Origin of the sequence: Burkholderia sp. JP2-270, assembly GCF_003233675.1 — a bacterium.
GTDB lineage: Bacteria > Pseudomonadota > Gammaproteobacteria > Burkholderiales > Burkholderiaceae > Burkholderia > Burkholderia pyrrocinia_C.
Map to the genome: position 1 here is coordinate 1,796,366 of NZ_CP029825.1, position 22,863 is coordinate 1,819,228.

The 22,863-nt window shown below is 64.8% G+C and carries 20 protein-coding genes and 1 pseudogene; 9 read left to right on the forward strand and 12 right to left on the reverse strand.

Going from position 1 to position 22,863, the window contains the following annotated elements; genetic code table 11:
* Positions 1–10 precede the first annotated feature (10 nt).
* The 3 genes from hpnE to DM992_RS25940 form a co-directional block, all read right to left on the reverse strand.
* Positions 11–1,264, reverse strand: a complete 1,254-nt coding sequence (hpnE, locus tag DM992_RS25925; protein ID WP_111019223.1) for a hydroxysqualene dehydroxylase HpnE — start codon at positions 1,262–1,264, stop codon at positions 11–13.
* A 13-nt stretch (positions 1,265–1,277) separates the two neighbouring features.
* Positions 1,278–2,126 (reverse strand): presqualene diphosphate synthase HpnD, encoded by an 849-nt coding sequence (gene hpnD / locus DM992_RS25930; RefSeq protein WP_111019224.1) that lies wholly within the window; start codon positions 2,124–2,126, stop codon positions 1,278–1,280.
* Between the two features lie 279 nt (positions 2,127–2,405).
* Complete coding sequence (locus DM992_RS25940; RefSeq protein ID WP_111019226.1) at positions 2,406–2,738, reverse strand: hypothetical protein; 333 nt, start codon at positions 2,736–2,738, stop codon at positions 2,406–2,408.
* 192 nt (positions 2,739–2,930) lie between these two features.
* Here DM992_RS25940 and DM992_RS25945 point away from each other — a divergent pair.
* Positions 2,931–3,814: pseudogene (locus DM992_RS25945) on the forward strand (alpha/beta fold hydrolase).
* Positions 3,815–3,865: 51 nt separating this feature from the next.
* On the opposite strand, the gene DM992_RS25950 reads toward DM992_RS25945, so the two are convergent.
* Genes DM992_RS25950 through DM992_RS25960 form a run of 3 tightly spaced genes read right to left on the reverse strand, consistent with a single transcriptional unit; the run spans position 3,866 to position 5,788 of the window.
* Positions 3,866–4,804, reverse strand: coding sequence for a diguanylate cyclase (locus DM992_RS25950; RefSeq protein WP_111019227.1), 939 nt, complete (start codon positions 4,802–4,804; stop codon positions 3,866–3,868).
* The gene (locus DM992_RS25955; protein ID WP_111019228.1) at positions 4,801–5,427 is read right to left on the reverse strand and encodes a chemotaxis protein CheC; all 627 of its coding nucleotides are present in this window, start codon (positions 5,425–5,427) and stop codon (positions 4,801–4,803) included. Before DM992_RS25955 ends, DM992_RS25950 begins: the two co-directional genes overlap by 4 nt.
* Complete coding sequence (locus tag DM992_RS25960; protein ID WP_034181513.1) at positions 5,420–5,788, reverse strand: response regulator; 369 nt, start codon at positions 5,786–5,788, stop codon at positions 5,420–5,422. Before DM992_RS25960 ends, DM992_RS25955 begins: the two co-directional genes overlap by 8 nt.
* A gap of 470 nt (positions 5,789–6,258) precedes the next feature.
* Here DM992_RS25960 and DM992_RS25970 point away from each other — a divergent pair, with 470 nt between their 5' ends.
* Complete coding sequence (locus DM992_RS25970; RefSeq protein ID WP_111019230.1) at positions 6,259–8,502, forward strand: hybrid sensor histidine kinase/response regulator; 2,244 nt, start codon at positions 6,259–6,261, stop codon at positions 8,500–8,502.
* A gap of 72 nt (positions 8,503–8,574) precedes the next feature.
* Here DM992_RS25970 and DM992_RS25975 read toward each other — a convergent pair whose 3' ends face one another.
* Positions 8,575–9,129: an NAD(P)H-dependent oxidoreductase gene (locus tag DM992_RS25975; protein WP_111019231.1), complete on the reverse strand. Its 555-nt coding sequence runs from the start codon at positions 9,127–9,129 to the stop codon at positions 8,575–8,577.
* Positions 9,130–9,496: 367 nt separating this feature from the next.
* Here DM992_RS25975 and DM992_RS25980 point away from each other — a divergent pair, with 367 nt between their 5' ends.
* Together DM992_RS25980 and DM992_RS25985 are read left to right on the forward strand one after the other, a co-directional pair.
* On the forward strand, positions 9,497–10,096 hold the full coding sequence (locus DM992_RS25980) for an RNA polymerase factor sigma-70 (RefSeq protein WP_111019232.1): 600 nt from the start codon (positions 9,497–9,499) through the stop codon (positions 10,094–10,096).
* Positions 10,074–10,289, forward strand: coding sequence for a zf-HC2 domain-containing protein (locus DM992_RS25985; RefSeq protein ID WP_034181509.1), 216 nt, complete (start codon positions 10,074–10,076; stop codon positions 10,287–10,289). Before DM992_RS25980 ends, DM992_RS25985 begins: the two co-directional genes overlap by 23 nt.
* Positions 10,290–10,411: 122 nt before the next feature.
* Here DM992_RS25985 and arsC read toward each other — a convergent pair whose 3' ends face one another.
* Positions 10,412–10,771: an arsenate reductase (glutaredoxin) gene (gene arsC, locus DM992_RS25990; RefSeq protein ID WP_111019233.1), complete on the reverse strand. Its 360-nt coding sequence runs from the start codon at positions 10,769–10,771 to the stop codon at positions 10,412–10,414.
* A 962-nt stretch (positions 10,772–11,733) separates the two neighbouring features.
* Between arsC and parA the strand changes: the two genes are divergently transcribed.
* Both parA and DM992_RS26000 read left to right on the forward strand, forming a co-directional pair.
* Complete coding sequence (parA, locus tag DM992_RS25995) at positions 11,734–12,396, forward strand: ParA family partition ATPase (protein WP_034181507.1); 663 nt, start codon at positions 11,734–11,736, stop codon at positions 12,394–12,396.
* Between the two features lie 23 nt (positions 12,397–12,419).
* Positions 12,420–13,481 (forward strand): ParB/RepB/Spo0J family partition protein, encoded by a 1,062-nt coding sequence (locus DM992_RS26000; protein WP_072444962.1) that lies wholly within the window; start codon positions 12,420–12,422, stop codon positions 13,479–13,481.
* A 92-nt stretch (positions 13,482–13,573) separates the two neighbouring features.
* On the opposite strand, the gene DM992_RS26005 is transcribed toward DM992_RS26000, so the two are convergent.
* Positions 13,574–14,941, reverse strand: coding sequence for a replication initiation protein (locus DM992_RS26005; RefSeq protein ID WP_111019234.1), 1,368 nt, complete (start codon positions 14,939–14,941; stop codon positions 13,574–13,576).
* 1,822 nt (positions 14,942–16,763) lie between these two features.
* Between DM992_RS26005 and DM992_RS26015 the strand changes: the two genes are divergently transcribed.
* Positions 16,764–17,945 carry a DNA-binding protein gene (locus DM992_RS26015; RefSeq protein WP_111019235.1) on the forward strand — a complete coding sequence of 394 codons (1,182 nt, stop codon included), beginning with the start codon at positions 16,764–16,766 and terminating at the stop codon, positions 17,943–17,945.
* A gap of 137 nt (positions 17,946–18,082) precedes the next feature.
* On the opposite strand, the gene DM992_RS26020 is transcribed toward DM992_RS26015, so the two are convergent.
* From DM992_RS26020 to DM992_RS26030, 3 genes are all read right to left on the reverse strand, one after another.
* Positions 18,083–19,108 carry a tyrosine-type recombinase/integrase gene (locus tag DM992_RS26020; protein WP_111019236.1) on the reverse strand — a complete coding sequence of 342 codons (1,026 nt, stop codon included), beginning with the start codon at positions 19,106–19,108 and terminating at the stop codon, positions 18,083–18,085.
* A 101-nt stretch (positions 19,109–19,209) separates the two neighbouring features.
* The gene (locus tag DM992_RS26025; RefSeq protein ID WP_111019237.1) at positions 19,210–19,587 is read right to left on the reverse strand and encodes a DUF2471 family protein; all 378 of its coding nucleotides are present in this window, start codon (positions 19,585–19,587) and stop codon (positions 19,210–19,212) included.
* 130 nt (positions 19,588–19,717) lie between these two features.
* The gene (locus DM992_RS26030; protein ID WP_111019238.1) at positions 19,718–20,329 is read right to left on the reverse strand and encodes an XRE family transcriptional regulator; all 612 of its coding nucleotides are present in this window, start codon (positions 20,327–20,329) and stop codon (positions 19,718–19,720) included.
* Between the two features lie 161 nt (positions 20,330–20,490).
* Here DM992_RS26030 and DM992_RS26035 point away from each other — a divergent pair, with 161 nt between their 5' ends.
* Together DM992_RS26035 and tdh are read left to right on the forward strand one after the other, a co-directional pair.
* Positions 20,491–21,690, forward strand: coding sequence for a glycine C-acetyltransferase (locus DM992_RS26035; RefSeq protein WP_111019239.1), 1,200 nt, complete (start codon positions 20,491–20,493; stop codon positions 21,688–21,690).
* 13 nt (positions 21,691–21,703) lie between these two features.
* Complete coding sequence (tdh, locus tag DM992_RS26040) at positions 21,704–22,732, forward strand: L-threonine 3-dehydrogenase (RefSeq protein WP_105391301.1); 1,029 nt, start codon at positions 21,704–21,706, stop codon at positions 22,730–22,732.
* Positions 22,733–22,863: the final 131 nt, after the last annotated feature.

Here is a 22,863-nt window from a genome sequence, read left to right on the forward strand (position 1 = left end):
GGTCCCTCTGTTATTGCGTCTGGAGCACGTCCGCGGCCAGTTGGCCGGCACGGATCGCGCCCTCGATCGTGGCGGGCAAGCCGGTGGCAATCCAGTCGCCCGCCAGCACAAGATTGGTCCAGCGCGTACGCACGGCCGGACGTTTCATTTCCTGCGACGGCACCGCCGCAAAACCCGCGCGCGGCTCGACGACGAGCTGCCACGCGGGGATGGTTTCCGGGTTCGCGCCGGTCACGCGCGCGACGTCTTCCCAGATCCGCCGCGCGAGCGTATCGCGCGGCATGTCGAGCCAGCGGCCCGCATCGCGGATCGTCGCCGCGAGCTGGCCGCCGCCGGTGCGCACCGCATCGACGACGCCGTTGACGACGGTCGTCTGCAGCGGGCTGCCGGCCTGCGGCTCGACCGCGAAATACGCGGTCACGACCGCGCTGAATGTATCCGGCGCGGTGAGTTCGGGTACGAGCGGCAGCGCGACCTCGGGCGGCACGGCCAGCACGACCGCGTCGCCCGGCGCGAGATCGACGCGCTCGCCGCCGATCACGGCCGCGTCGACCGCATTGCCGTGCGCGCCGAACTCGAACGCGTCGAGCCGCGAGTTCAGCCGGATCTGCGCTCCGCCGTGCTGCAGCATCCGCAGCGCCGGTTCGACGAATGCGCTGCCGAGCCCGTGGCGCGCGACGAGCGGACGGCAGCCGGGGCCGCCCGCGGCAAACGTGCTGCACAGCACTGCGCGAGCGAGCTCGGCACTCGCGTGGCGCGGCTCGACGTTCAGTATCCCGAGCAAATACGGCCGCAGCCAACGATCCCACAGCACGCCGTCGCATCGCATCGTCTGTGCGAGCGAGCGGCCCGTGCGCGCGAACGCGAGCGGGGCGAGCGCGAGGTAGTCGAGCGGTGTCGTGCCCGGCGCGCGCGACGCCGCATCGAACAGCCACGACGGCCAGCGCCCGTTGCCGAAGCGCAGTGTCCAGCGCTGCTGCGACCCGACGTCGACGACCGGAAATTCAGGTAGCGCGGGCCCGACCAGCTGATCGGCCGCGCCGACCGCACGCAGGTAGCGCTGCGTTGCCGCCTGCCCCGCGAAGACCACATGCAGCCCACTGTCGAGCGTCGTGTTCAGCGTCCCGTCGAACCACGAACGGCAGCGGCCGCCCGCATGCGCGTGCGCATCATGCAGCACGATGTGCCGCCCGCGGCGTTGCAGCTCGACCGCGGCCGACAGGCCCGCGAGTCCGGCACCGATCACGTGGACGGTTCTGGGCATCGACTCGGTCGACTCAGAACAGCGCGTAGCGCGCGGCGATCATCAGCATGCGCGCTTTCGGCTTGCGCAGCGGGGCGCGCGGGGCGGCAAAGCCGCGTGCGATCGCGGCTTCGAGAATGCAGCGATACGCGCCCGACATGATGCGCGGCGCCTTCACCTGCGCACGCGGGCAGGTATCCATCACCGCGTCGGCCTGGCGGAAGTGATCGAGCGCGCGCTCGACGAGCGTCGCGCACACGCGCGGCAGCGCCGGATCGCGCACGATCGTCGCCGGATCGCTGATCGCGATGCCTTCGCGCGCAAGCAGCTCGCGCGGCAGGTAGCAGCGGTTGATCGCCGCGTCGTCGTCGATGTCGCGCAGGATGTTCGTCAGTTGCAGCGCACGGCCGAGGTGGTGCGACAGCTCGATCCCTTCGGCTTCCGGCATCCCGAAAATTCTCACCGACAGCCGGCCGGCCGCGCTCGCCACACGATCGCAAAAGAGGTCGAGCGTCGGCTCGTCGGGTGCGCAGATGTCTTCTACCGCGTCCATCGCCATCCCGTCGATCATCGCGTGGAAATCGTCGCGCTGCAGGTTGAATGCGCGGATCTCGCGGTCGAGCGCGGCCAGATGGCGCGGCGGGCGGCCCGCGAAGCACGCGTCGATGTCCGCGCGCCAGCGGTCGAGCCCCGCGGTACGCTCGGCGCGCGGCAGGTCGCTGTCGGCGATGTCGTCGACCGCGCGGCAGAACGCGTAGACCTGGAACATCGCATCGCGCTGCACGGCCGGCAGGATGCGCATCGCAAGATAGAAAGAGCTGCCCGATGTGACGGCAGCGGCGTCGGTTTCTTGTTCGTCCACGACGGAATTGGAAACGGCCAAGACAAGCTCCACGGAGACACCCACGCGGGGCGATTGAAGAAGCCATGCCCGGCTGGGATGGTCAGGGTGTCAAATGCGTGCGAGATATGCGAACGATCGACACAGACAGGCACAAATTACCGGCCGGAAGCCGGAATTGGGCGAAAGTATAGCAATCTTTGAAGTTCGATGGCGGACACGCGCCATGCCCGGCGGGGCGCCGGGAGCCGTTGGCAGGCCGGCGCGGCCGGCCTCGGCGGGAACGGGCGCCGCTCGACATCAGCGGGCGCCGGCGGCCCGTCAGCCGTAAACGATATCGCGCTGCAGGTCGAGCGCAATGAGCCCCATTTCGCGGGTGAGCTGCAGCATCGAGCGGCGTTCGAGGCGCGAGCCCATGAAGCTCGTCACGCGGCCGTCGGGCTCCACGGTGAACTGGAATACCGCGCCGCCCGTGCCGAACCATGCGCCCGGCACGTCGGGCGATTCCTGCCAGTCGATCTGCTCGAACACGCGCGCGATCCCCGCGCGCACCAGCTCGCCCGGGCCGATCGGCGGCGCGATGTCGCCCAGGTCGTCGAGCGAATAGGGGCCGGGTTTGTCCGGCTTCCGGTAGAAGAGATAGTCGACGTTCATGGGGCGCAATTGCGAGCAAAGCAACAAATTAGCGCGCTTCGGCTCAAATTCATATCGGATCCGGACGAAATGTGGCCTGCGCGAGACAAAAGGGACGGACCGCTGTCGATAACGCGATCGCGCCGTGCGTTCGCGCTTGGGCGCGCACGGGTTCGTCTAAGATGACAGCTTTCTCGAAAAAACACGGACACCATGGAGACGAACGTAACCGCCCCCCGCAGGCCGACCATCCCGTGTTCGTGCTCGTGCATGGCGCGTGGCATGGCGCGTGGTGCTACGCGCACGTCGCGGCCGCGCTGGCCGCGCGCGGCTACCTGTCGATCGCGCGCGACCTGCCCGCGCACGGCATCAACGCCCGCTTTCCCGCGTCTTATCTCGAACGGCCGCTCGACAAGGACGCGTTCGGCGCCGAGCCGTCGCCGGTCGCGAACACGACGCTCGACGATTACGCGACGCAGGTGATGCAAACCGTCGACGACGCGTATGCGCTCGGCCGCGGCAAGGTCGTGCTGGTAGGGCACAGCATGGGCGGCCTCGCGATCACGGCTGCGGCCGAACGCGCGCCGGAAAAGATCGCGAAGATCGTCTATCTCGCGGCATTCATGCCGGCCTCGGGCGTGCCGGGCCTCGACTACGTGCGCGCGCCCGAGAACAAGGGCGAGATGCTCGGCGCACTGATGCTCGCGAGCCCGCGCGTCGCCGGTGCGCTGCGCATCGATCCGCGCAGCGGCGACGCAGCCTATCGCGAGATGATGAAGCGTGCGCTTTACGACGACGTGCCGCAGGCCGATTTCGAGGCTGTCGCGAACCTGATGACCTGCGACGTGCCGGCCGCGCCGTTCGCGACCGCGATCCCGACGACCGCCGCGCGCTGGGGCGCGATCGACCGTCACTACATCAAGTGCCTGCAGGATCGCGTGATCCTGCCCGCGCTGCAGCAGCGCTTCATCGACGAAGCCGATGCGTTCGCGCCCGGCAACCCGACCCGCGTGCACCAGCTCGACAGCAGCCATTCGCCGTTCGTGTCGGAACCGGCCGTGCTGGCCGGCGTGCTGGCCGACATCGCGAAAAGCTGAACGCGGCACGCACGGGGCGAAACCGCTTCGCGCGGTGCGGAGCGGGCGCGCCTACGCGTAGGCGACCGAACGGTCGCGCCCGAGCCGCTTCGCGCGATAGAGCGCGGCGTCGGCCTCGTTGACGAGCACGTCGCAGGTCGATGCGCCCGTCTTCGCGCACGCGCCGCCGACGCTCGCCGTCACCGGCACGCTGACGCCCTCGGCATCGACCGGCGAGCTGCCGATCGCGTCGCGCACCTTGTCGGCCACCAGCATCGCCTCGTCGAGATTCGTGCACGGCAGCAGCAGCGCGAATTCCTCGCCGCCGAAACGGCCGAACGTATCCTGCGCGCGCACGATCGACGCGACGCGGCGCGCCGTCTCGCGCAGCACGGCATCGCCGGCCGCATGCCCGAAGCGGTCGTTGATCGTCTTGAAGTGATCGAGGTCGAACAGCAGCACCGACATGTCGCCGCCGTAGCGCTGCCAGCGCGCGAATTCGTCGCCGAGCCGCGCCTCGAAGAAGCGCCGGTTCGCGATGCCGGTCAGGCCATCGCGATTCGCGTGTTCGCGCAGCTTCGCGACCGCTTCCTCGCGCTCGCGCTGCATCACGCTCACATGCGTGACGTCGGAGATCGTCACGCACACGGCCTCGACCTCGCGGCCGCGCGTGAGCGGCATGAACGTGCAGTCCTGCTGCATGTAGTCGACGCCGCCGGTGATCGGCCGGTCGTGCTCGAAGCGGAACAGGTAGGGCCGCTGCTCCCACGAGCTGAACGCGAAGCTGCCGAGCTGGAACACGCTCTCGAGCTTGCGCGACAGCCATGCGCGCGGCAGGTCGGGAAAGCAGTCGAACAGGTTGCGGCCGATCACGTCGGCGGCCGGGATGCCGCTGTGGTCCTGCATGAAGCGATTCCACATCAGCACGCTCATCGAACGGTCGAGCACGAACAGGCCGAAGCCCACCCGCTCGATCACGAGGTCGCTCAGCGACGGTGCGACGGCCGTCATAGCGCGGACAGCAACGCGTCGAGCGCGTCGCCCATCAGCCGGATCGAATCCTCGGCCATCAGCATCACGAAGTGGGCGCGGAACGCATGATCCTCGAGCCCGAAGTTCACCTCGAGCAGCAGCGCGACGCTCCACGCGAGCTCGGGCGGCTGGAATACGTCGTCGAACGACACGTTCGAACCGAGCAGCCCCGGCGGAAAGAACACGGGCTTGCGGCCGAGCTCGTCGAGGATCGACGCGACGCATGCACCCATCAGCACGTTCGCGACGTCGAACATGAGCTCGTCCGGCGTCGCCATCCCGCCGTACACGCCATCGCCGAACGTGCGATCGACGATCGTCATGAGCCGCGCGACGCTCGCGCTGCGGCACAGCACGATCGCCTCGCCCTTGATGTCGGAACGGAAGCCCTGGCGCACGGCGGTCACGTTGTCGTGAATGCCCGTCATCTCGCGCAGCGCGTCGCCCGCGTCGGCCGCTTTCACGACGCGCACGCGCGGCACCGACAGCTCGATGAAGCGCCCGAGCAGCAACGCAAGCCGCGCGGCGGCGCGGCCCATTGCAAGGTTGGCGATCTCCTGCAACGCGTCGCGTTGCTCCGCCGTGAACACCGATTCAGGCATACAACCCATACTCCTTGAGAATGGGCAGCAATGCGTCCGACGTCACGGGCTTGGCAACGAATGCGATCGCGCCCAATTCGCGCACGCGTGCTTGCGCCTGCGGCTGGATATCGGCGGATACCACGATCACGAACGTGTTCAGATCTTCGTGGCGCAGTGTTTCCAGAACCTGATATCCGCTCATGTCGGGCATCGTCAGGTCCAGAAACATCACGGAAGCTTTGCCGTCACGATAGAGCGCCAAGGCCTCGCGACCATTCGCTGCATACGCGACGTCAACGTCCCAGTCTCCCGGCAACGCCTTTGTCAGAAGTTTGCGAGCGAGCAGCGAATCGTCGGCAATTACAATCGGCAAAGGCATGGGGCGATACGGTATACGGAATGGTCTCTCTCGCGTTAACGGCCGCGCGGCGCACTTCTTGAGGCGCCATGCGTTCGGGCGCGGGCAACCACCTGGCGGCCGTGCGCGGGCGCCGCGACGCAGGTGCGCGCGACGCACCGCGCGGCGAACGCCGGCGGGCGCATATATCTGTCATAGGGAAAGCAAGGCGCGATTCTCGGAGTAAACCGAAGTCGGTGCAACTCGCCATTTTCACCATTTCGAACAGAATCGATCCAATCCTGCACCATTCCGAAAACAGCCGCGACCATTTTCGAGATAAGTACGCAAAATTTTTCCTTGTGTACGTTTGCGCTGCCGGATTCGTCGCGTTTTCAATCCGACAATTTCCCCCTGCCGGAATAGGCAGAATTGTGCGTGTACGGCGCGGTGCGGCGGCCCGTCGCAACTCGTTTATGATGGCAGGCACCTCTGCCTCACCCGCTGCCTCGATGACGTCCGACCGGCCTGCCGACTCCCACGCCCCCGCCTCCGCTCCCGCCGACGACTGGCAGGACGACGGCACCTACGCGTCCGGTGCGCCCGAGCACGATTTCGCGGTCCGGCGCGTGACGCTGATCGTGCTGCTCGTCGCGGCGATCGTGCTGCCGTGCATCTACGTGATGGTGATGGCGTACAACGACCTGAAGGCGCGCGAGGCCGCCGCGAGCGACGTGACGATGCGCACCGTGCGCGTCGCCGAAGAGCACGCGCTCAAGGTGTTCGACCTGAGCGAAACGCTCGATGCACGCATCGTCGATCTCGTGCAGGACATGGACGACGCGACCGTGCGCAACAGTGAATCCGACATCCACGACGCGCTGAACACGATCGGCGGCGGCTACCCGCAGGTGGCCGCCGTGTCGATCTTCGGCGCGAGCGGGATGCTGCTCGCCAACAGCCTCTACTATCCGGCGCCCTATGCGTCGATCGCGAACCGCGACGACTTCGCCGGCATCCGCGACGGCAAGGTCATCGAACACATCTCGCGGCTGATGATGGGGCCGCTCAAGCTCGAGAACATTCCCGTATTCAACACGGGCGTCGCGCGGCGCCATAGCGACGGTTCGTTCGCCGGGATGGTGTCGATCGCGCTGAAATCGTCGTATTTCAACGCGTTCTACCGCGACCTGCTCGGCGGCGCGAGCACGCCGATGACGATGGCGCTCGCGCGCTCGGACGGCGCGGTGATCGCATCGTATCCGCCGCCGCCGTCGCTCGCGCATACCGATCGCACGGCCACGTTCGGCGACGCACGCAACGATCCGCGCGCGGGTGTCGTGCGCGTGCGCCACGACGGCTCAAGCAGCGAGATCGTCGCGTACCGCCAGGTCGGCAGCTATCCCGTCTATGTGTCGTGCGCATACCGCACGTCGGCGATCTGGCATGAATGGTACGAACACCTGAGCGTGCTGTTCATCTCGATGTTCGCGCCGTCGATCGCGCTGTGGTCCGTGATCTGGCTGTCGCTCAAGCGGCTGAAGGCGGAAGAGGAGGCGTGGGACCGCTGGCAGGCGGAAGCGTCGATGCGGCGCTCGATCGAATCCGCGTACCGGCAGTCGCGCAAGATGCAGGCGCTCGGCAACCTCGTCGGCAGTGTCGCGCACGACTTCAACAACCTGCTGATGATCATCTCGAGCAATGTGCAGATCGCGCGGCGACGCGGCGTCCAGCATCTCGACAAGGAACTCGGCGCAATCGAACGCGCGCTGAAGAACGGGCAGTCGCTCACGCGCCAGCTCCTTGGCGTCGCGCGCAAGCAGCCGCTGCACAACGAGACGATCGACGTCGGGCAATGGGTCGGCACGTGCCGCGAACTGCTGAAGACGTCGCTCGGTTCGAAATCGTCGCTGGTCGTCGCGATCGAGCCTGGCGTCTGGCCGATCCGCGTCGACGTCGCGGAACTCGAGCTCGCGGTAATCAACCTCGCGGTCAATGCGCGCGACGCGATGGCGACCGGCGGCCGCTTCACGGTCGGCGCGCGCAACGTGACGCTGCGCCGCGAGGACGGCTTTCCGCTGACCGGCGATTTCGTGCAGATCTCGCTCGACGACACGGGCTCGGGCATGGCGCCCGACGTGCTCGCGCGCGCGTTCGAACCGCTGTTCACGACGAAGGCGCAGGGGATGGGGACGGGGCTCGGGCTGCCGCAGGTGTTCGCGTTCTGCGAACGCTCGGGCGGACTCGCGACGATCGACAGCGCCGTCGGCGCAGGCACGTCGGTGCGCCTCTACCTGCCGCGCGCGCGCGCCGAGGACGTCGTCGCTCGGCCGCAGGCCGTCGTGCAAGACGCAAGCGCGCTCGCCGGGCTGCACGTGCTGCTCGTCGAGGACAACAGCGAAGTCGCGGCCGGCACCGAAGCGCTGCTGTCGCTGCTCGGGCACCGCGTAACCTATGCGCCCACCGCCGACGACGCGTTGCGCCTGATCGAAGGCGCAGCCGCGAACGACGCGTTCGACCTCGTGATTTCGGATATCCACATGCCGGGCCGCCTGAACGGCATCGACCTCGCCGAAGCGGTCGAGAAGCGGCCGGGGAAGCTGCCCGTGATTCTCGTCACGGGTTATGCGGAAGAGCTCGACCGCACGCGCACCGTCAACGTCCGCGTGCTGTCGAAGCCGTTCGATATCGCGCTGCTCGACGAGATCCTGCTGGGCATCCGCGAAGCGCGTGACGCGCGGCACACCGGCACGTAACCCGCTGCATGCGGGCCGGTGCCGGTGCCTGCGCCGGCTGCATGAACGGCCGCGGTGATCACGCCGAAGTCGTCAGGCCGCCTTCAGCAGGCGCACCCAGCCCGCGTAGCGATCGACGAAGCCCTGCAGGAACTTGCGGGTGTCCTCGCTGACGATCTGGCCTTGCTCGTCGATGCGCGCCGGGTCGTGCTTGATGAACATCTCGGGCTGCCCGAGCGTCTTCACGTCGAGGTACGCGAGCACGTTGCGCAAGTGCTGCTGCGCGAGCGCCGTGCCCGTTGCACCCGGCGACGTGCCGAGCACCGCGCCCGGCTTGCCCGACCACGAGTTGGAACCCCACGGGCGCGAGCCCCAGTCGAGCGCATTCTTCAGCACGCCCGGAATCGACCGGTTGTACTCGGGCGTGACGAACAGCAGCGCATCGGCGGCTTCGATCGACTGCTTGAAGCGCTTCGCGACTTCCGGGAAATCCGCGTCGTAGTCCTGGCTGTACAGCGGCAGTTCGCCGATCTCGACAAACTCGAACGAAAAATCGGCGGGCGCGAGCGAGATCACGGCGTGCGCGAGCGCGCGGTTCGACGAAGCGCGGCGCAGGCTGCCGACGACGACCGCAATACGATAGGACATGACGTTCTCCTTCCGGTGAGTGAGGAATCGGATCGATTGCTTCCGAACAGGTGACAAAGGTCTGTTTATAGGCAGGCCAGCCCGCGAACCGCCAGACGGGGCCGTCCGGCCGACTTTCCACAAGGTTTTCCACAGAAATTGTGGATAACTCGACCGTTATGTTCTGACGTTACAAACTGCCCGCCGCGCGGCGCCTTCGGCGCGCGATACGGATTTCGGCAAGCATAGCGCAGCGCGCCGGCCGGTTTCGTGAATTCGTGACGGAACATACGTTGCGGGCCGGCGCCGCGCCCAGTAAGCTGCTCGCACCGCGATGCGCCAGCCCGGTGGCGCAAGCGCGATCGCCTCGAGACACTGCTTACCAGACATGCCGTCCGCGTACGACGACCCCGTTTATCTCGCGCAACTGCGGCGCGACCTGCTGCGCTTCGCGCGACTCCAGCTCCGCGATGCCGACGCGGCCGAAGACGCCGTGCAGGAAGCGCTGACCGCCGCTTGGTCGCACGCGGGCGATTTCGCGGGGCTGTCGGCCCACAAGACCTGGGTGTTCGGCATCCTGCGCAACAAGCTGATCGACGTACTGCGTGCGCGGCAGCGGACGGTGAGCCTGTCCGCGCTCGACGCCGAGCTCGACGGCGAGTCCGTGCTCGATCGCGAGCTGTTCAAGGAAAATGGGCATTGGGCCGCGCATGCGAAGCCGCGGCCATGGCCGCGCCCCGAGACGCTGTTGCAGCAGCAGCAGTTCTGGGCGCTGTTCCAGGCCTGCCTCGATCACCTTCCGGAGCAGATCGGGCGCGTGTTCATGATGCGCGAATTCCTCGACGTCGAGATGACGGACATCTGCAGCGAATTGACGCTGACGACGAATCATTGCAGCGTGCTGCTGTATCGGGCGCGCACGCGCCTGCGAACCTGCCTGAGCGAAAAAGGACTGACGACCGAAGATGCTGCCGGGGAAATGTACTGACGTGACGCGCCTGCTGTCGGATGCGCTGGACCGGCATCTGACCCTGCACGAGCGCCTGCAGGTGCGCGTGCACCTGCCGACCTGCAGTGGCTGCAGAGCCTATCGCGGGCAGATTGCACTGCTGCGGACGGCCGCGAAAGCGGCGGCGGGGCGGGAACCGGGCGACGACGACACGTCGTCCGGGGCAGGCTAGATCCGGTCCGCGTTGCCGCTATTGTCCGGGCGGTGGGTGTGCGCTGCCCGGCGATCCCACCGGCTTCAATTGCTGGCGTGCGCGCCGGGCTGATGCAATAAGAAAAATACGCCGGACAAGAATTATTCGAACAGCGCTTGCACCGATTCGGGCGGCCGGCCGATGGCCGCCTTCCCACGATAAACGACGATAGGACGCTGCAGCAAGACCGGATGAGCGGCAATCGCCTCGTAGGCTTGCGCATCGGTCAAATCCGCGCGTGCCAGATCCAGTGTCTTGTACGGCTCCTCGCCGTCGCGCAGCATGTCGCGAACCGGGCGGCCGAGCTGCCGATGCAGCGCCTCCAGTTCCTCGACCGTCAGCGGCGTCTTCAGGTACTCGACGACGTTCACCGTCGAGCCTGTCGTGTTCAGCGTCTCGACCAACGCAAGCGTCTCGCGCGATTTCGAGCATCGGGGGTTGTGGTAGATCGTGATCATCATTCTGGCCTGGATGGGGGAGGGCTGTATTGTAGCCAGTCTGCATCGGGTGTTCCGGTGGGGTCGGCAATGGGGTAGCCGTGCGCGAATTCGATGCTTTGGGGAGGCCGGTTGACGGGAAGACGCCGCCAGCGACACGGGTCACGGGAGAGGCGATGTATCGGGGATACGCTTCAAGGGGCTGATGTGTTTATGCGCATAAAGTCGTGCGGCAAGGATAAGGATTCGTGAGCCTGCGCATCGTGATGCGTGCATGGGTGGCGAAAAGCGCAGGAGCTAGCGTGGTACGCCGATTGGTTTATGCGCATAAACCCAGCGATCGCTCGACAGGGTACCGGGCGATTCATCGCGCCGACGAGCGTCGACAGTCACGGCACCGAAGCAATCGGTCGCATCGATGCGCTGCCGTGTCAGGGCATCCTCGCTTGCCGAATTCATCCAGAGGCGGCACGTGATCGCTCGGCACTCGCCATCCATCGACCTCGGTTTATGCGCATAAACGTAGCGGCTCGGTATGGCGTGATGCCGATGCCCGTAGGCTCAATGGCACACCTACCGAGCTGCATATCTGACCGGGGCGAATAAGATCACACCGGCGCTCAACCATGCTCGACTGTCCTGCCGCATGGTTGGCCTCCCCAGTCGCCGCAGAGTTTATGCGCACAAACTCACCCGCCCGCAGACGAACATCCGCCACCGTCACCCGAAAGGGCAGCCCACGTCGGTATCGCCGGCAACCCGCCGAGCACACCGACGATGCCCTTCGTGACGACGTATCCATCGCGCGGTTCATCGACGTCCGCCGACATCAGCCACGCCATCCGATCACGTCACCGATCATCGCCGGTTCGTTTATGCGCATAAACCGATAGCCCGAATGGCTAACGCGTAGTTGTCGAACGACAATTTCATTGAAATATAAATATCGTCCTGTAGAATTCCAACGACCAAAATAGGAGTGAAAATTGGCCGCGGAAATCATTGCAGTCACTCAACAAAAAGGTGGCGTCGGCAAAAGCACGATTGCCATGCACCTCGGCGCCGCGTTCCATGAAAAAGGGAAGCGCATCCTCGTCATCGACGCAGACCGTCAAAACACCCTGGTTCACTGGTCGAGTGCATCCGGCGACAGCGACACCGGCATTCCGTTTCCGGTCGTCAATCTTGCCGAAGCCGACGGCCAGATCCATCGCGAGATCAAGAAGTTCATCAACGACTACGACATCATCGTCGTGGACTGCCCGCCGTCGATCACCGAGAAGGTATCCGGCGTTGTCCTGCTGGCCGCATCGATTGCGGTGATCCCGACTTCGTCGTCGCCGGCCGATTACTGGTCGAGCGTCGGGCTGGTCAAGCTGATCCAGCAGGCGCAGGTCATGAACGAAGACCTCCGCGCGGTATTCCTGCTGAACAAGACCGAAGAGAAGCGCATGCTGACCCGCGAACTCAAGCGCGCGCTCGAAGAGCTCGGCTTCCCGTTGCTGAAGACGCAGATCCCGACGCGGGAAGCGTACAAGCAGGCGATGGCGCTCGGTCAGACCGTGCTGCAGATGAACGATCGCGGCGGCAAGCTCGCCGCCGCCGAAATTCGCGCATGTGCCGACGAAATCGTCGCCATGCTGCCCTGACTTTATGCGCACAAAGGAGTCACATGAAACCTTCCCAATTTGCAAAAGGATTCCAAGCGCGCCCGGATATCACGACGAGCGAGAAGCGCACGGCGCTCGATCGGCTCAATGCGATTGACGGCATCGTCAAGTCCGAGACGCCCGCCGCGGCACCGACCAAATCCGCGAAGAAAGACATCGCGCTGCCGCCCGCTCCCGAACTCACGCTCGATCCGTCGATCGACGAATCGCAGCAATATCGCGCATGGCGCCTCGAGAACCGCTATGCGCCCGGGCAGGTGATCGAGCTGTCGTTGAAGGCGATCAAGCATAGCCCGTTCAATCCGCGGCACTTCTATCTGAAGTCGTCGATTGCCGAACTCGCGGTCAACCTCGCGAAGCAGGGGCAGCAGCAGGCGATCCACGTGATTCCGGATTACGACAATCCGGGCACGTATTTCGTCAGCGACGGTGGCCGTCGCGTGCGGGCGCTGAAGGAAGCAAACAAGGAATCGGTGAAGGCGATCGTGATCGACGTGCCGATCGGTATCCAGAGCTACAAGCTCGGCTACGATCTGAACGTCCAGCGCGATTCGCAGACGGTGTTCGACAACGCCGTCGTGTGGCGCCGCTTCCTCGACGACAAGCATTTCCAGAGCCAGAAGGAGCTCTCCGAGCATCTCGGCCTCGACGAGTCGACGGTGGCCGTCGCGCTGTCGATCGGCAAGTTGCCGGAAGCCATCATGCAGGAAATGGTCGCGCGTCCCGATCGCTTCGGTTCGAACATGGCGTATCAGGTCGGCCGCTATCACAATGCGCGCGGCACCGAGGCCACGCTGCGGCTGATCAACAAGATCGTGTCGGACGATCTCAGCACGCGCCAGGTGTCGGACATCGTCAAGGGCCGCGTCGCTGCGCAGGAGACGCCGAAGGCCGCGGGCCGTCAGCGCTACGCGCAGCGTCTCGAGATCAAGCTCGGCGGCAAGTCGGTCGGCGACCTGAAGTCGTATGGCGAAGACCGCATCGAATTGCGCCTGCGCGGCCTCCCGAAGGACAAGCGCGACGCGATCCTCGAGCAGCTCGAGCGGATGCTGTTGTCGGAGTGATGGAAGCGGCCGGCAAGGCCTGGTGAAGACGCCGGGCCCGCCCGGCCGGGCAGGCGGCCGGCGGCAGGCCCGTCAGCGGGCCTGAGCGGGCCTCAGGCGGCCCGCGACTGATTCAGCGTGAACGACAGCAGGTCGCCGTCCGTCGGCTCGCCCCAGGTCTTCTGGGCCAGCCAGTCGAAAAAGGCCGTCTCGGCCAGCTTGGAATCGAGGCCGCGCTTGCGCCAGTCGTCGCGCAGATGCGAGCCCATCGTCGGCAGCGCCTCCGACTCGAACGACTCGCGCGCCACTTCGCGCTCGGCGTCACCCTGCTCCTCGTACAGCACCTTCGCTTCCTTGCGACGGAACGCCGAGAATTCGCTCAGCAGGCGCGCCTTCAGGTCGTCCGGCTGCGCCGCTGCGACCTTCGCGGACGGCGTGCCGGCAGGCAGCGCGTCGACCGACTCGACCGGCGGCGCATAACCCTTCTTCAGCGCGTCCTTGAACAACGCCGGCGCGCTGCGCACCGGCGGCAGCGTCGTGCTGCGCATCCGCTGCTCGGTCATCTGCAGTGCGGCGCGAATCCGGTTCTCTTCGCTGTCCGCGTAGAGCGTCTGAGCTTCCTTCAGCGGGATCCCGAGTTTCACCATCCGGTCGACCAGCGTGCTGTCGAACACGTTCGGGTGTTCGTCGAGCGCGAGCATCGGCTGCTTGCGCTCGGTCACGCGAAACTGGATCTCCGCGACCCGGCGCCCTTCGCGGTGCTCGATCAGCTCGACGAAGATGTTGGTGACCGCGTTGACTTCCGCGATCGCCGGACGCAGATAGTCGCGCTTGAAGTACTTGTACTCGCGCTTCGCCTCGTCGCCGGCTTCGGTGTCGGGCGTGCCCGACAGGATCGGCCGCCACCATTCCCACGGCTCGCGCATCGTCAGGTGGCTCGGATTCGTCAGATAGCGCACGCAGATCTCGTACAGCGCGAGGCCGGCGCTGCTGCGCAGCTGGCTCTGGAACTGCAGGCTCAGGCGCGCGTACTGGACCGGGTCCAGCAGCTTCTTCTTGATCTTCGGCGCGAACGAGAATTCGACCCACACGCGGCGGGTCGCCGGATCCTCGAGAATTTCCGCGTCGGCGATCAGCGTCGAGATCCCCCACTTGCGGCCCGGCTTCTGGCTCGAGGTCCCCGTACTCCATTCGACCTGCACCGACACCATGCGGCGCAGGTGTTCCTTCACCAGTGCGGTGTCGTTCGAATCGAAGGCGGAGTTTGCGACGATGTCCGACAGCAGCGCGCGATACGTATCGCCCGAGTCGTCAGCCTGCTGCGCGACGGCCAGCAGGACGTTGAACAGCTTGCGGGTCAGGAGCGTGATCTTGCCGCTCTTCGGCTGAATTGCGATCGCCTCGACGGCCTTGCGCAACTCGGCTGAACTGGCACTCACCACATCCACATCGGTTTTCTTGGCGCGCTTCGTCGTGGCCATACGTCGGGTCGGAGGAGAAGTTTTCCGGAAGGATAGCGCCTGCGGTGATGTGCGTCCAGAACGACATGCTCACCATAGCCGGTGAAGCGCGCGTGCAAAATGGCACTCACCCCAACCGCTCCCGAAAACGCTCACCTGTCCGGAATTGCGGCGTTCCGGACTCATCCAGACGTGCCGCGGGATGCGCCGATTCACAGAATTTCCCCTGTGCATGACACGTGCGAAACTCGCTCCCGTATCGGCTCACCTTTCGATTTGTCGTAATTTTGCGACTGCACGCCCGTGAGTTCGCCACAGGGTCGCGATCGCACCTCATCGTGCGTCACCGATTGCGCCGCATCGAGCTGTATGCATGTACAGGCGGGGCTCGCCGGGTGATCGTGATCGAATCCGGCACCCGGAAACGCGCCGTCGAAACCGGCCCGCGCCGCCCGATCGGACCTGCTGTGCCGGCCCGGGCGCGCATTGTACAGCGCCCAAACCGAGTCGGGTCCCGAATATACTCACCTTGAGCACAGCTTGTCCTTTCGTCTCGACGCCACCGAATGTCCGGCACACGCGGGATTGGCTATCGGAGCCTCCCGAAAACGCTCACCTCATTGAAAAAATGCGGCACAGCAACGGGCACGAGAATGGCTCCCGAAAAACCTCACCGTAACTGTCGCGGTATCAAAAACTCCAATGCCTTCCGATACTTATGCACAGAAGGCATTTGGCTGTGCCCGGCAGACATCCCCCGAAAAACCTCACCTTTCGACGAGAGTCCTTCATACGACAACCGTATGTCGACTCCCGAAAATCCTCACCTGTGCCAAAAAGGGGCACAGCAAAAACGAGATTTCTTCCAGTCCTGGCGGGCTTTTCAGCGATTCCGACCGCTCACAAGTCCCGAAAAGCCTCACCTTTGACCGTTTTTCGAGCAAATACCGTTCCCGAAAATGCTCACCTGTGACCACGATCACAGCCTGTGATCCATGCCCCGAAAAAGCTCACCTCAGTTAGATCAGGGCAGGAAAACCCGGATTTCCCTCCCGAAAAGCCTCACCTTTAGTGCATCACAGGCCCCGGAGAGCACTTTTACTGTGCAAAATGGCGTTCGTTTCCCGGAAATCCTCACACCAAATTCCTGTGGAGTCCCGTGAAACCTCACCTTTCGCCAAAACTGCCTAAAAGATGGGCAGAATCGGGGCGCGAAGAGGGTCCCGCAAATTCTCACCTATGTCTGCACAGGCAGAAAACTGTGCAGTCAGGCACAGTGCGGGTTCTGTGGCTGTGAGGCCCCGAAAACCCTCACCTTTTGGAAATCTCGTGTTTCACTGTGATCCCGAATCCGCTCACGACCTTTCCTGCAACGGCTCACGCAGCTCCCTGAACCCCATCACGTCAGCTCCCGCAGAAGATCACCTTGGCTCCCGTAAAACTTCACCTTGTCGGCCGGAAAGCCTTGCTACATAAGGCTGTGCCGTGGCGTTAACGTTTTTAACTAAGGGTTCAAGGGTGTTTACTTCTAATACTCTCAAGACTTCGGCTGACGAGTTTTCCACAGAGACCCCAAACCCTGAACACCCACAGGGAATCGGATCCGCCGTCACGTGAAACAAATGCCGATTTTCGGGGTCTGCTGGAAAGTACTTGTATTACAAGGACTTGGCTGACTTTCTTCGCTTTGTTTCACGGAATTTTGGGCCACGTTCGTCCAGAGAAGCTCACAGACCCGATTTCTATGCAAAGCGACGTAAATTCGCAACGTCGCCCCGCAGAAGGTATCAATAGATACGTATTTCGTTATGATTTCCACATTTCAATGTCTGCGAACTCTGCCATGACCCTAGACGAAATGCGCCAAGTCATTCGGGACGAACTGGAATCGCTACGTGCAAGCGGTGCGCGGCGCCAGGAATTGTCATTGCATGCGTGCAAGCGCCTGTTCTTCGATCTGGGTATCCGGCCGTCGGCGGCCAACGTCCGCGATCTCACCCAAACCGGCAGCGCCAGCGACATCCCGAAAGACATCGATCATTTCTGGGAGCGCATCCGTTCTGCGTCCAAGATCAGGCTCGACGGTGCGGCAATTCCGAAGGCCGTCGAGGAAAAGGCCGGTGCGCTGCTCGGCGCGCTCTATGAAGAAGCGTTGAAAGCGGCACGCGACAGTCTCGATGGCGATCGCGAGCAGGTTCGAGCCGGCATTGCCGACGCCGAACAGCGGTTGCGCGATGCTACGGTCCGCCATGAGACGCTCGAAAGCGCGCTCGCGCGCGGCGAAGCCCGGAACGAGCAATTGCAGGCGCGCGTGACCGAACTCGAGGTTCAGCTCGCATCACAGACAACGCACGGTTCGGCAAGCGAAGCGACGTTGCTCACCACAGTCGCCCGACTGGAGAAGGAACTGGCCGCCGCAGCCGGCCGCGTCGACGCCGAGCAAGCGCAAAACGCCGTGCTGCGCGACCGCATCGATGCGCTGCAAGCCGAATTGCAGCAGCGCACCGAGCACTACGCTCAGCAAATCAAGGACGCGGTGGCCGAAGCAGAACGCCGCGTCAAGCCGATGCTGGTCGAGCTGGACTCGCTTCGCAGCATGGCGTCGACCTACCAGAGCGGCTTGCGCGACGTTCAGCGCAAGGAATTCGATTTCCTTCAGCAACTGAGCTCGGCCAAGGCACGCGCCGACCGGCTCGAAGAACAGTTGCGCAGCCAGAGCGACGAACTGGAACGTGCGACGCGCGACGCGAGTTCGTTGCGCGCGAGCCGCGGGATGAATCCGGAAATTGCCGCGCTGATCCGGCGCCTGGCCAATGCCGGGCAACTCGATGCGGAAGCGTTTGCCGCGATCGGCACGTCGCTGGATCAAGAGATTCCGGTACCGGCCCAGTGCCCGCGTTGCGATGGCGAACCGGAACTGTCGCAGAGCGACGAGGGTTTTGAAGTGGCGTGCCCTGAATGCGAGCACGCTTCGGGCGCATGGCCGTCCCGATTCGAAGCTATCGCGCGTTTTGCGCACACCTGACCCGAAGATCGGCGGCATCCGCACCGGTGAGACGATCCAGGACGCTTGAGGTGAGGTTTTTCGGGAGCTGTGAAACGGTGAGGCTGCGCCATGCAAGGCTGCTCACGGATCGTGTCGCGAGAGCAGCCGTTTCCGGATCAGTGAGTTTCGTCGCTGTCGGACGCGTCACCGTCACCGTTGCTGTCGGTCAGGCCATCGCGCCAGTTTTTCCACGCGCGATGCAGGCGGCTCGACGAGATCGGCCGCATGAAGCCCAGCCATTTGCCGACCCGTTCGGGCGGTACGTCGTTTTCGAACAGTTCGGCCGCGTAGGTATTGCGCAGCGTCTGCGGGCTCGCGCGCGCGGTACGCGACGACGTGAGCCCGGCCGATTCGACGATCGCATCGATGGCGCGCAGCATCGTCGCCTTGTGCATCGGCCGCCCGGCATGCGACGCCGGGAACACGAGCTCGCCCGGAATTTCCTGGCGCTTGCGCTCCGTGAGCCACGCTTCGAGCAGCGCGATCGCGAACGATGCCAGATGGGTTTCGCGCGCGTAAGCTGGGTGCGCCGACTGGATCTGCAGCGATGTTCCGCTCGTATTGACGCAACTAATCGTAAGCGCACGCGCTTCGCCGGTTTTAATGCCGGCGCCGAGAAACGCGGCCACGAGCGCGCGATCGCGCCGCTCTTTCCAGTACGCGGAACCGGATACGCCGATCGGCGAAAACAGATACGCGAGCAATGTTGCGCGTTCGGCGGGTGTCAGGAAACCGGTCGGCTCGTTGTCGCGCGCCTTGCGCCAGTTCGCTTCGCCATCCTGAGCAATGAAACGGGCCGGGTTGGTCGACGCGTACTCGGTGCGCCGGATGTGGTCGAGCACACGCTCGATCAGCCGCAGATAGCGTAATCGCTGGGTTTTCCGGATCGGCAATTCGCCGACGAAGTTCGCGATCGTTGCCGTATCGACCGTTGCCAGATTTTTCTGATGCGCGCGCATCCACGTGAGAAACGCACCCCATTGCGTGCGATAGACGTCGGCCGACGAGCGGCGATAGTCCTGCATGGCCAGCCACGCGTCGAATGCGGCTTCGGGCGACACAATCCAGTCGGATGCGCCGCGGTCGAACAGATCCTTTTCTTCCGGGCGTGCCGGCGTGTCGGGAGAGGCGGGAAGGGACATGTTATTTATTCCGTTAGTTGCGTATATGGTAGCCCTTTCCGCAACGTCTCGGGCAGCAAGAGGCTGGACAGGCCGCCATGCGCGGCGGCCCGGGTTGGCAGTCAGTCGCCCCACGCCTTGGACGGACGGTGAGCGCGCTCGCGGGGCGCCGTGTCGCGCGACGTTGCCGCCGCTTCGTATGCGAGAACCGCGAACGAAAAGACGGCGGGCAGCGCATTCGAGCGCCCGAAGTCGATCGGATCGTCCGTTTCGGGAAACGCCATGTCCGACGGCCGTTCGAACAATTGACGCATGCCGGCTTCGTGCCGGCTGGCAAAGCCGAGATCGGCGAGCGCCTCGGCTTCGATCGCGTGCAGCAGGCGCCACGTCAGCGGTACGCGCTGACGGATATAGCGCCCGGCAATATGGCGAACGATCAGCTCGAGGTCGTGTGCGGCAGCCTTGAAGCTGAGCGCGGCCAAATCTTGTTCTTCTGTCATCGCAGGCTCCTGTCGACCGGGGCGGGCGCCTCCGTGCGCCGGCTCCGGCCCATGCATGGCGGAATGTCCGTATACTGTACAAACATACAGTATTTTCCGCAACTAGCCCTTTGGTCAGCTACACGCGCCGTCAGCGATGTATCACGATCAGCAGTGCCCGCGCTTCGGCCTTGCCGGGATTGCGGATCGCATGCGGCTCGTCGGCCGGGTAGCGCGCGGTGTCGCCGGCCTTCAGGCGCCGGCTGGCCGCCGCGGCTTCGATCTCCATCGCGCCCTGCAGCACGGTGAGGTGTTCGCGCGTGCCGGGTTCGTGCGCGTTCGATACGAGTGCGCCGCCGCCTGGCAGTGTCAGCTCGTACCACTCGAACTTGCCGGCGAGATCGATCGGGCCCCACACACGCAACTGGTACCGGCCGTCGTGCCCGGCGAGCGTCGGAATGTCGTGCGGGCCGTCTACACGGATCGTCTCCGGCGCCTTCGGCTGCGAGAACAACTCGTCGAGCGTGATGCCGAGCGCGTTGGTCAGCCGCCAGGCGACGGCGATCGTGGGGTTGGCCTTGTCGCGTTCGATCTCGGAGAGCATCGATTTCGATACGCCGGCCGCGCGCGACAGGTCGTCGAGCGTCAGCTTGCGCTCGTTGCGCAGCCGCTGGATCTGCTCGCCGACACGCGGCGGCGTGGCGGCCGGCGGCTGCGATGCGGCGCCGGCAGGCGGGCGCCGCGATCCGGAGGAACTTGCCATTTGGATTCCGTTCGCTTAGAGTTGTTCGATATTTCGAATTCTAGTTCGGAATATCGGATAAATGCGGTCAACCGAACGACCGACTATAACAGTAGCAGGCCGTTGCGCCGCCGCCACGAGCGGCGCGCTGCGGAATGCGAATCCCTGTCAGGAGCTTTGCGATGCGTGATGCCTTTCTCGCCCAGGTGCGCGGGACGCTCGACCAGATCCGCGCGGACGGTTTTTACAAGACCGAGCGCGAGATTGCGAGCCCCCAGGCGGCGGCCGTGCGGCTTGCCGGCGGTGCCGGCGTGCTCAATTTCTGCGCGAACAACTATCTGGGTCTGGCGAACGATCCGCGCCTGATCGACGCGGCGAAAGCCGGCCTCGACCAGGACGGCTTCGGCATGGCATCGGTGCGTTTCATCTGCGGCACGCAAACCGTGCACAAGCAGCTGGAAAGCGCGCTGGCCGCGTTTCTCGGCACCGAGGACAGCATCCTCTATTCGAGCTGCTTCGATGCGAACGGCGGGCTGTTCGAGACGCTGCTCGACGAGAACGACGCGGTGATCAGCGACGAGCTGAACCACGCGAGCATCATCGACGGCATCCGCCTGTGCAAGGCGAAGCGCTTCCGCTACCGGAACAACGACCTGTCCGATCTCGAGGCGAAGCTCAAGGAAGCCGATGCGGCGGGCGCGCGCCACAAGCTGATCGCGACCGACGGCGTGTTCTCGATGGACGGCATCATCGCCGACCTGAAAGGCATCTGCGATCTCGCCGATCGTTACGGCGCGCTCGTGATGGTCGACGATTCGCACGCGGTCGGCTTCATCGGCGCGCACGGCCGCGGCACGCCCGAGCATTGCGGCGTCGAAGGCCGCGTCGACATCATCACGGGCACGCTCGGCAAGGCGCTCGGCGGCGCATCGGGCGGCTATGTCGCTGCGCGCCGCGAGGTCGTCGAACTGCTGCGCCAGCGCTCGCGCCCGTATCTGTTTTCGAACACGCTCACGCCGAGCATCGCCGCGGCATCGTTGAAGGTGCTCGAACTGCTCGGCAGCGACGAAGGCGCGAAGCTGCGCGAGCGCGTTCGTGAGAACGGCGCGCGTTTTCGCGAGCAGATGACCGAAGCGGGCTTCACGCTCGTGCCCGGTGCGCATCCGATCATCCCGGTGATGCTCGGCGACGCGCAGCTCGCGACGAACATGGCCGACCAGCTGCTCGGCGAAGGCGTCTACGTGATCGGCTTCTCGTTCCCCGTCGTGCCGCGCGGCCGCGCACGCATCCGCACGCAGATGAGCGCCGCGCATACGCCCGAACAGATCGACCAGGCGGTCGCCGCGTTCGTGCGCGTCGGCAAGTCGCTCGGCATCGTCTGACGGAGGCGCGACCATGAAAGCACTGGCAAAGCTGGAACGCGGTCCCGGCCTCACGCTCACGCGCGTGAAGCGCCCCGAAGTCGGCCACAACGACGTGCTGATCAAGATCCGCCGCACGGCGATCTGCGGCACCGACATCCATATCTGGAAGTGGGACGACTGGGCGCAGAAGACGATTCCCGTGCCGATGCACGTCGGTCACGAATATGTCGGCGAGATCGTCGAGATGGGGCAGGAAGTGCGCGGCTTCGCGATCGGCGATCGCGTGTCCGGCGAAGGCCACATCACGTGCGGTTTCTGCCGCAACTGTCGCGCGGGGCGCCGGCATCTGTGCCGCAACACGGTCGGCGTCGGCGTGAACCGCGAAGGCGCGTTCGCCGAGTATCTGGCGATTCCGGCATTCAACGCGTTCAAGATTCCGCCCGAGATCTCCGACGATCTCGCGTCGATCTTCGATCCGTTCGGCAACGCGACGCACACGGCGCTGTCGTTCAACCTCGTCGGCGAAGACGTGCTGATCACCGGCGCGGGCCCGATCGGCATCATGGCCGTCGCGATCGCGAAGCACGTCGGCGCGCGCAACGTCGTCATCACCGACATCAACGACTACCGGCTGGAACTCGCGCGCAAGATGGGCGCGACGCGCGCGGTCAACGTCGCACGCGAGTCGCTGCGCGATGTGATGGCCGACCTGCACATGACCGAAGGCTTCGACGTCGGTCTCGAGATGTCGGGCGTGCCGAGCGCGTTCACGAGCATGCTCGAGGCGATGAACCACGGCGGCAAGGTCGCGCTGCTCGGCATCCCGCCCGCGCAGACGGCGATCGACTGGAACCAGGTGATCTTCAAGGGGCTCGAGATCAAGGGCATCTACGGCCGCGAGATGTTCGAGACCTGGTACAAGATGGTCGCGATGCTGCAGAGCGGCCTCGACCTGTCGCCGATCATCACGCATCGCTTTAAGGCCGACGATTACGAGCAAGGCTTCGCCGCGATGCTGTCCGGCGAAAGCGGCAAGGTGATTCTCGACTGGACGGTCTGAGTGCCGAAGGGGCAGCGCGGCTCGTTCGCCGCCTGCCCCGCTTTCGTTTGCATGTGTGTCGTCACGATCGGAACGCGCGAATCCGGGCTTGAGGTGAGATTATTCGGGAGATGTGTTTGCGCGTCGAATTG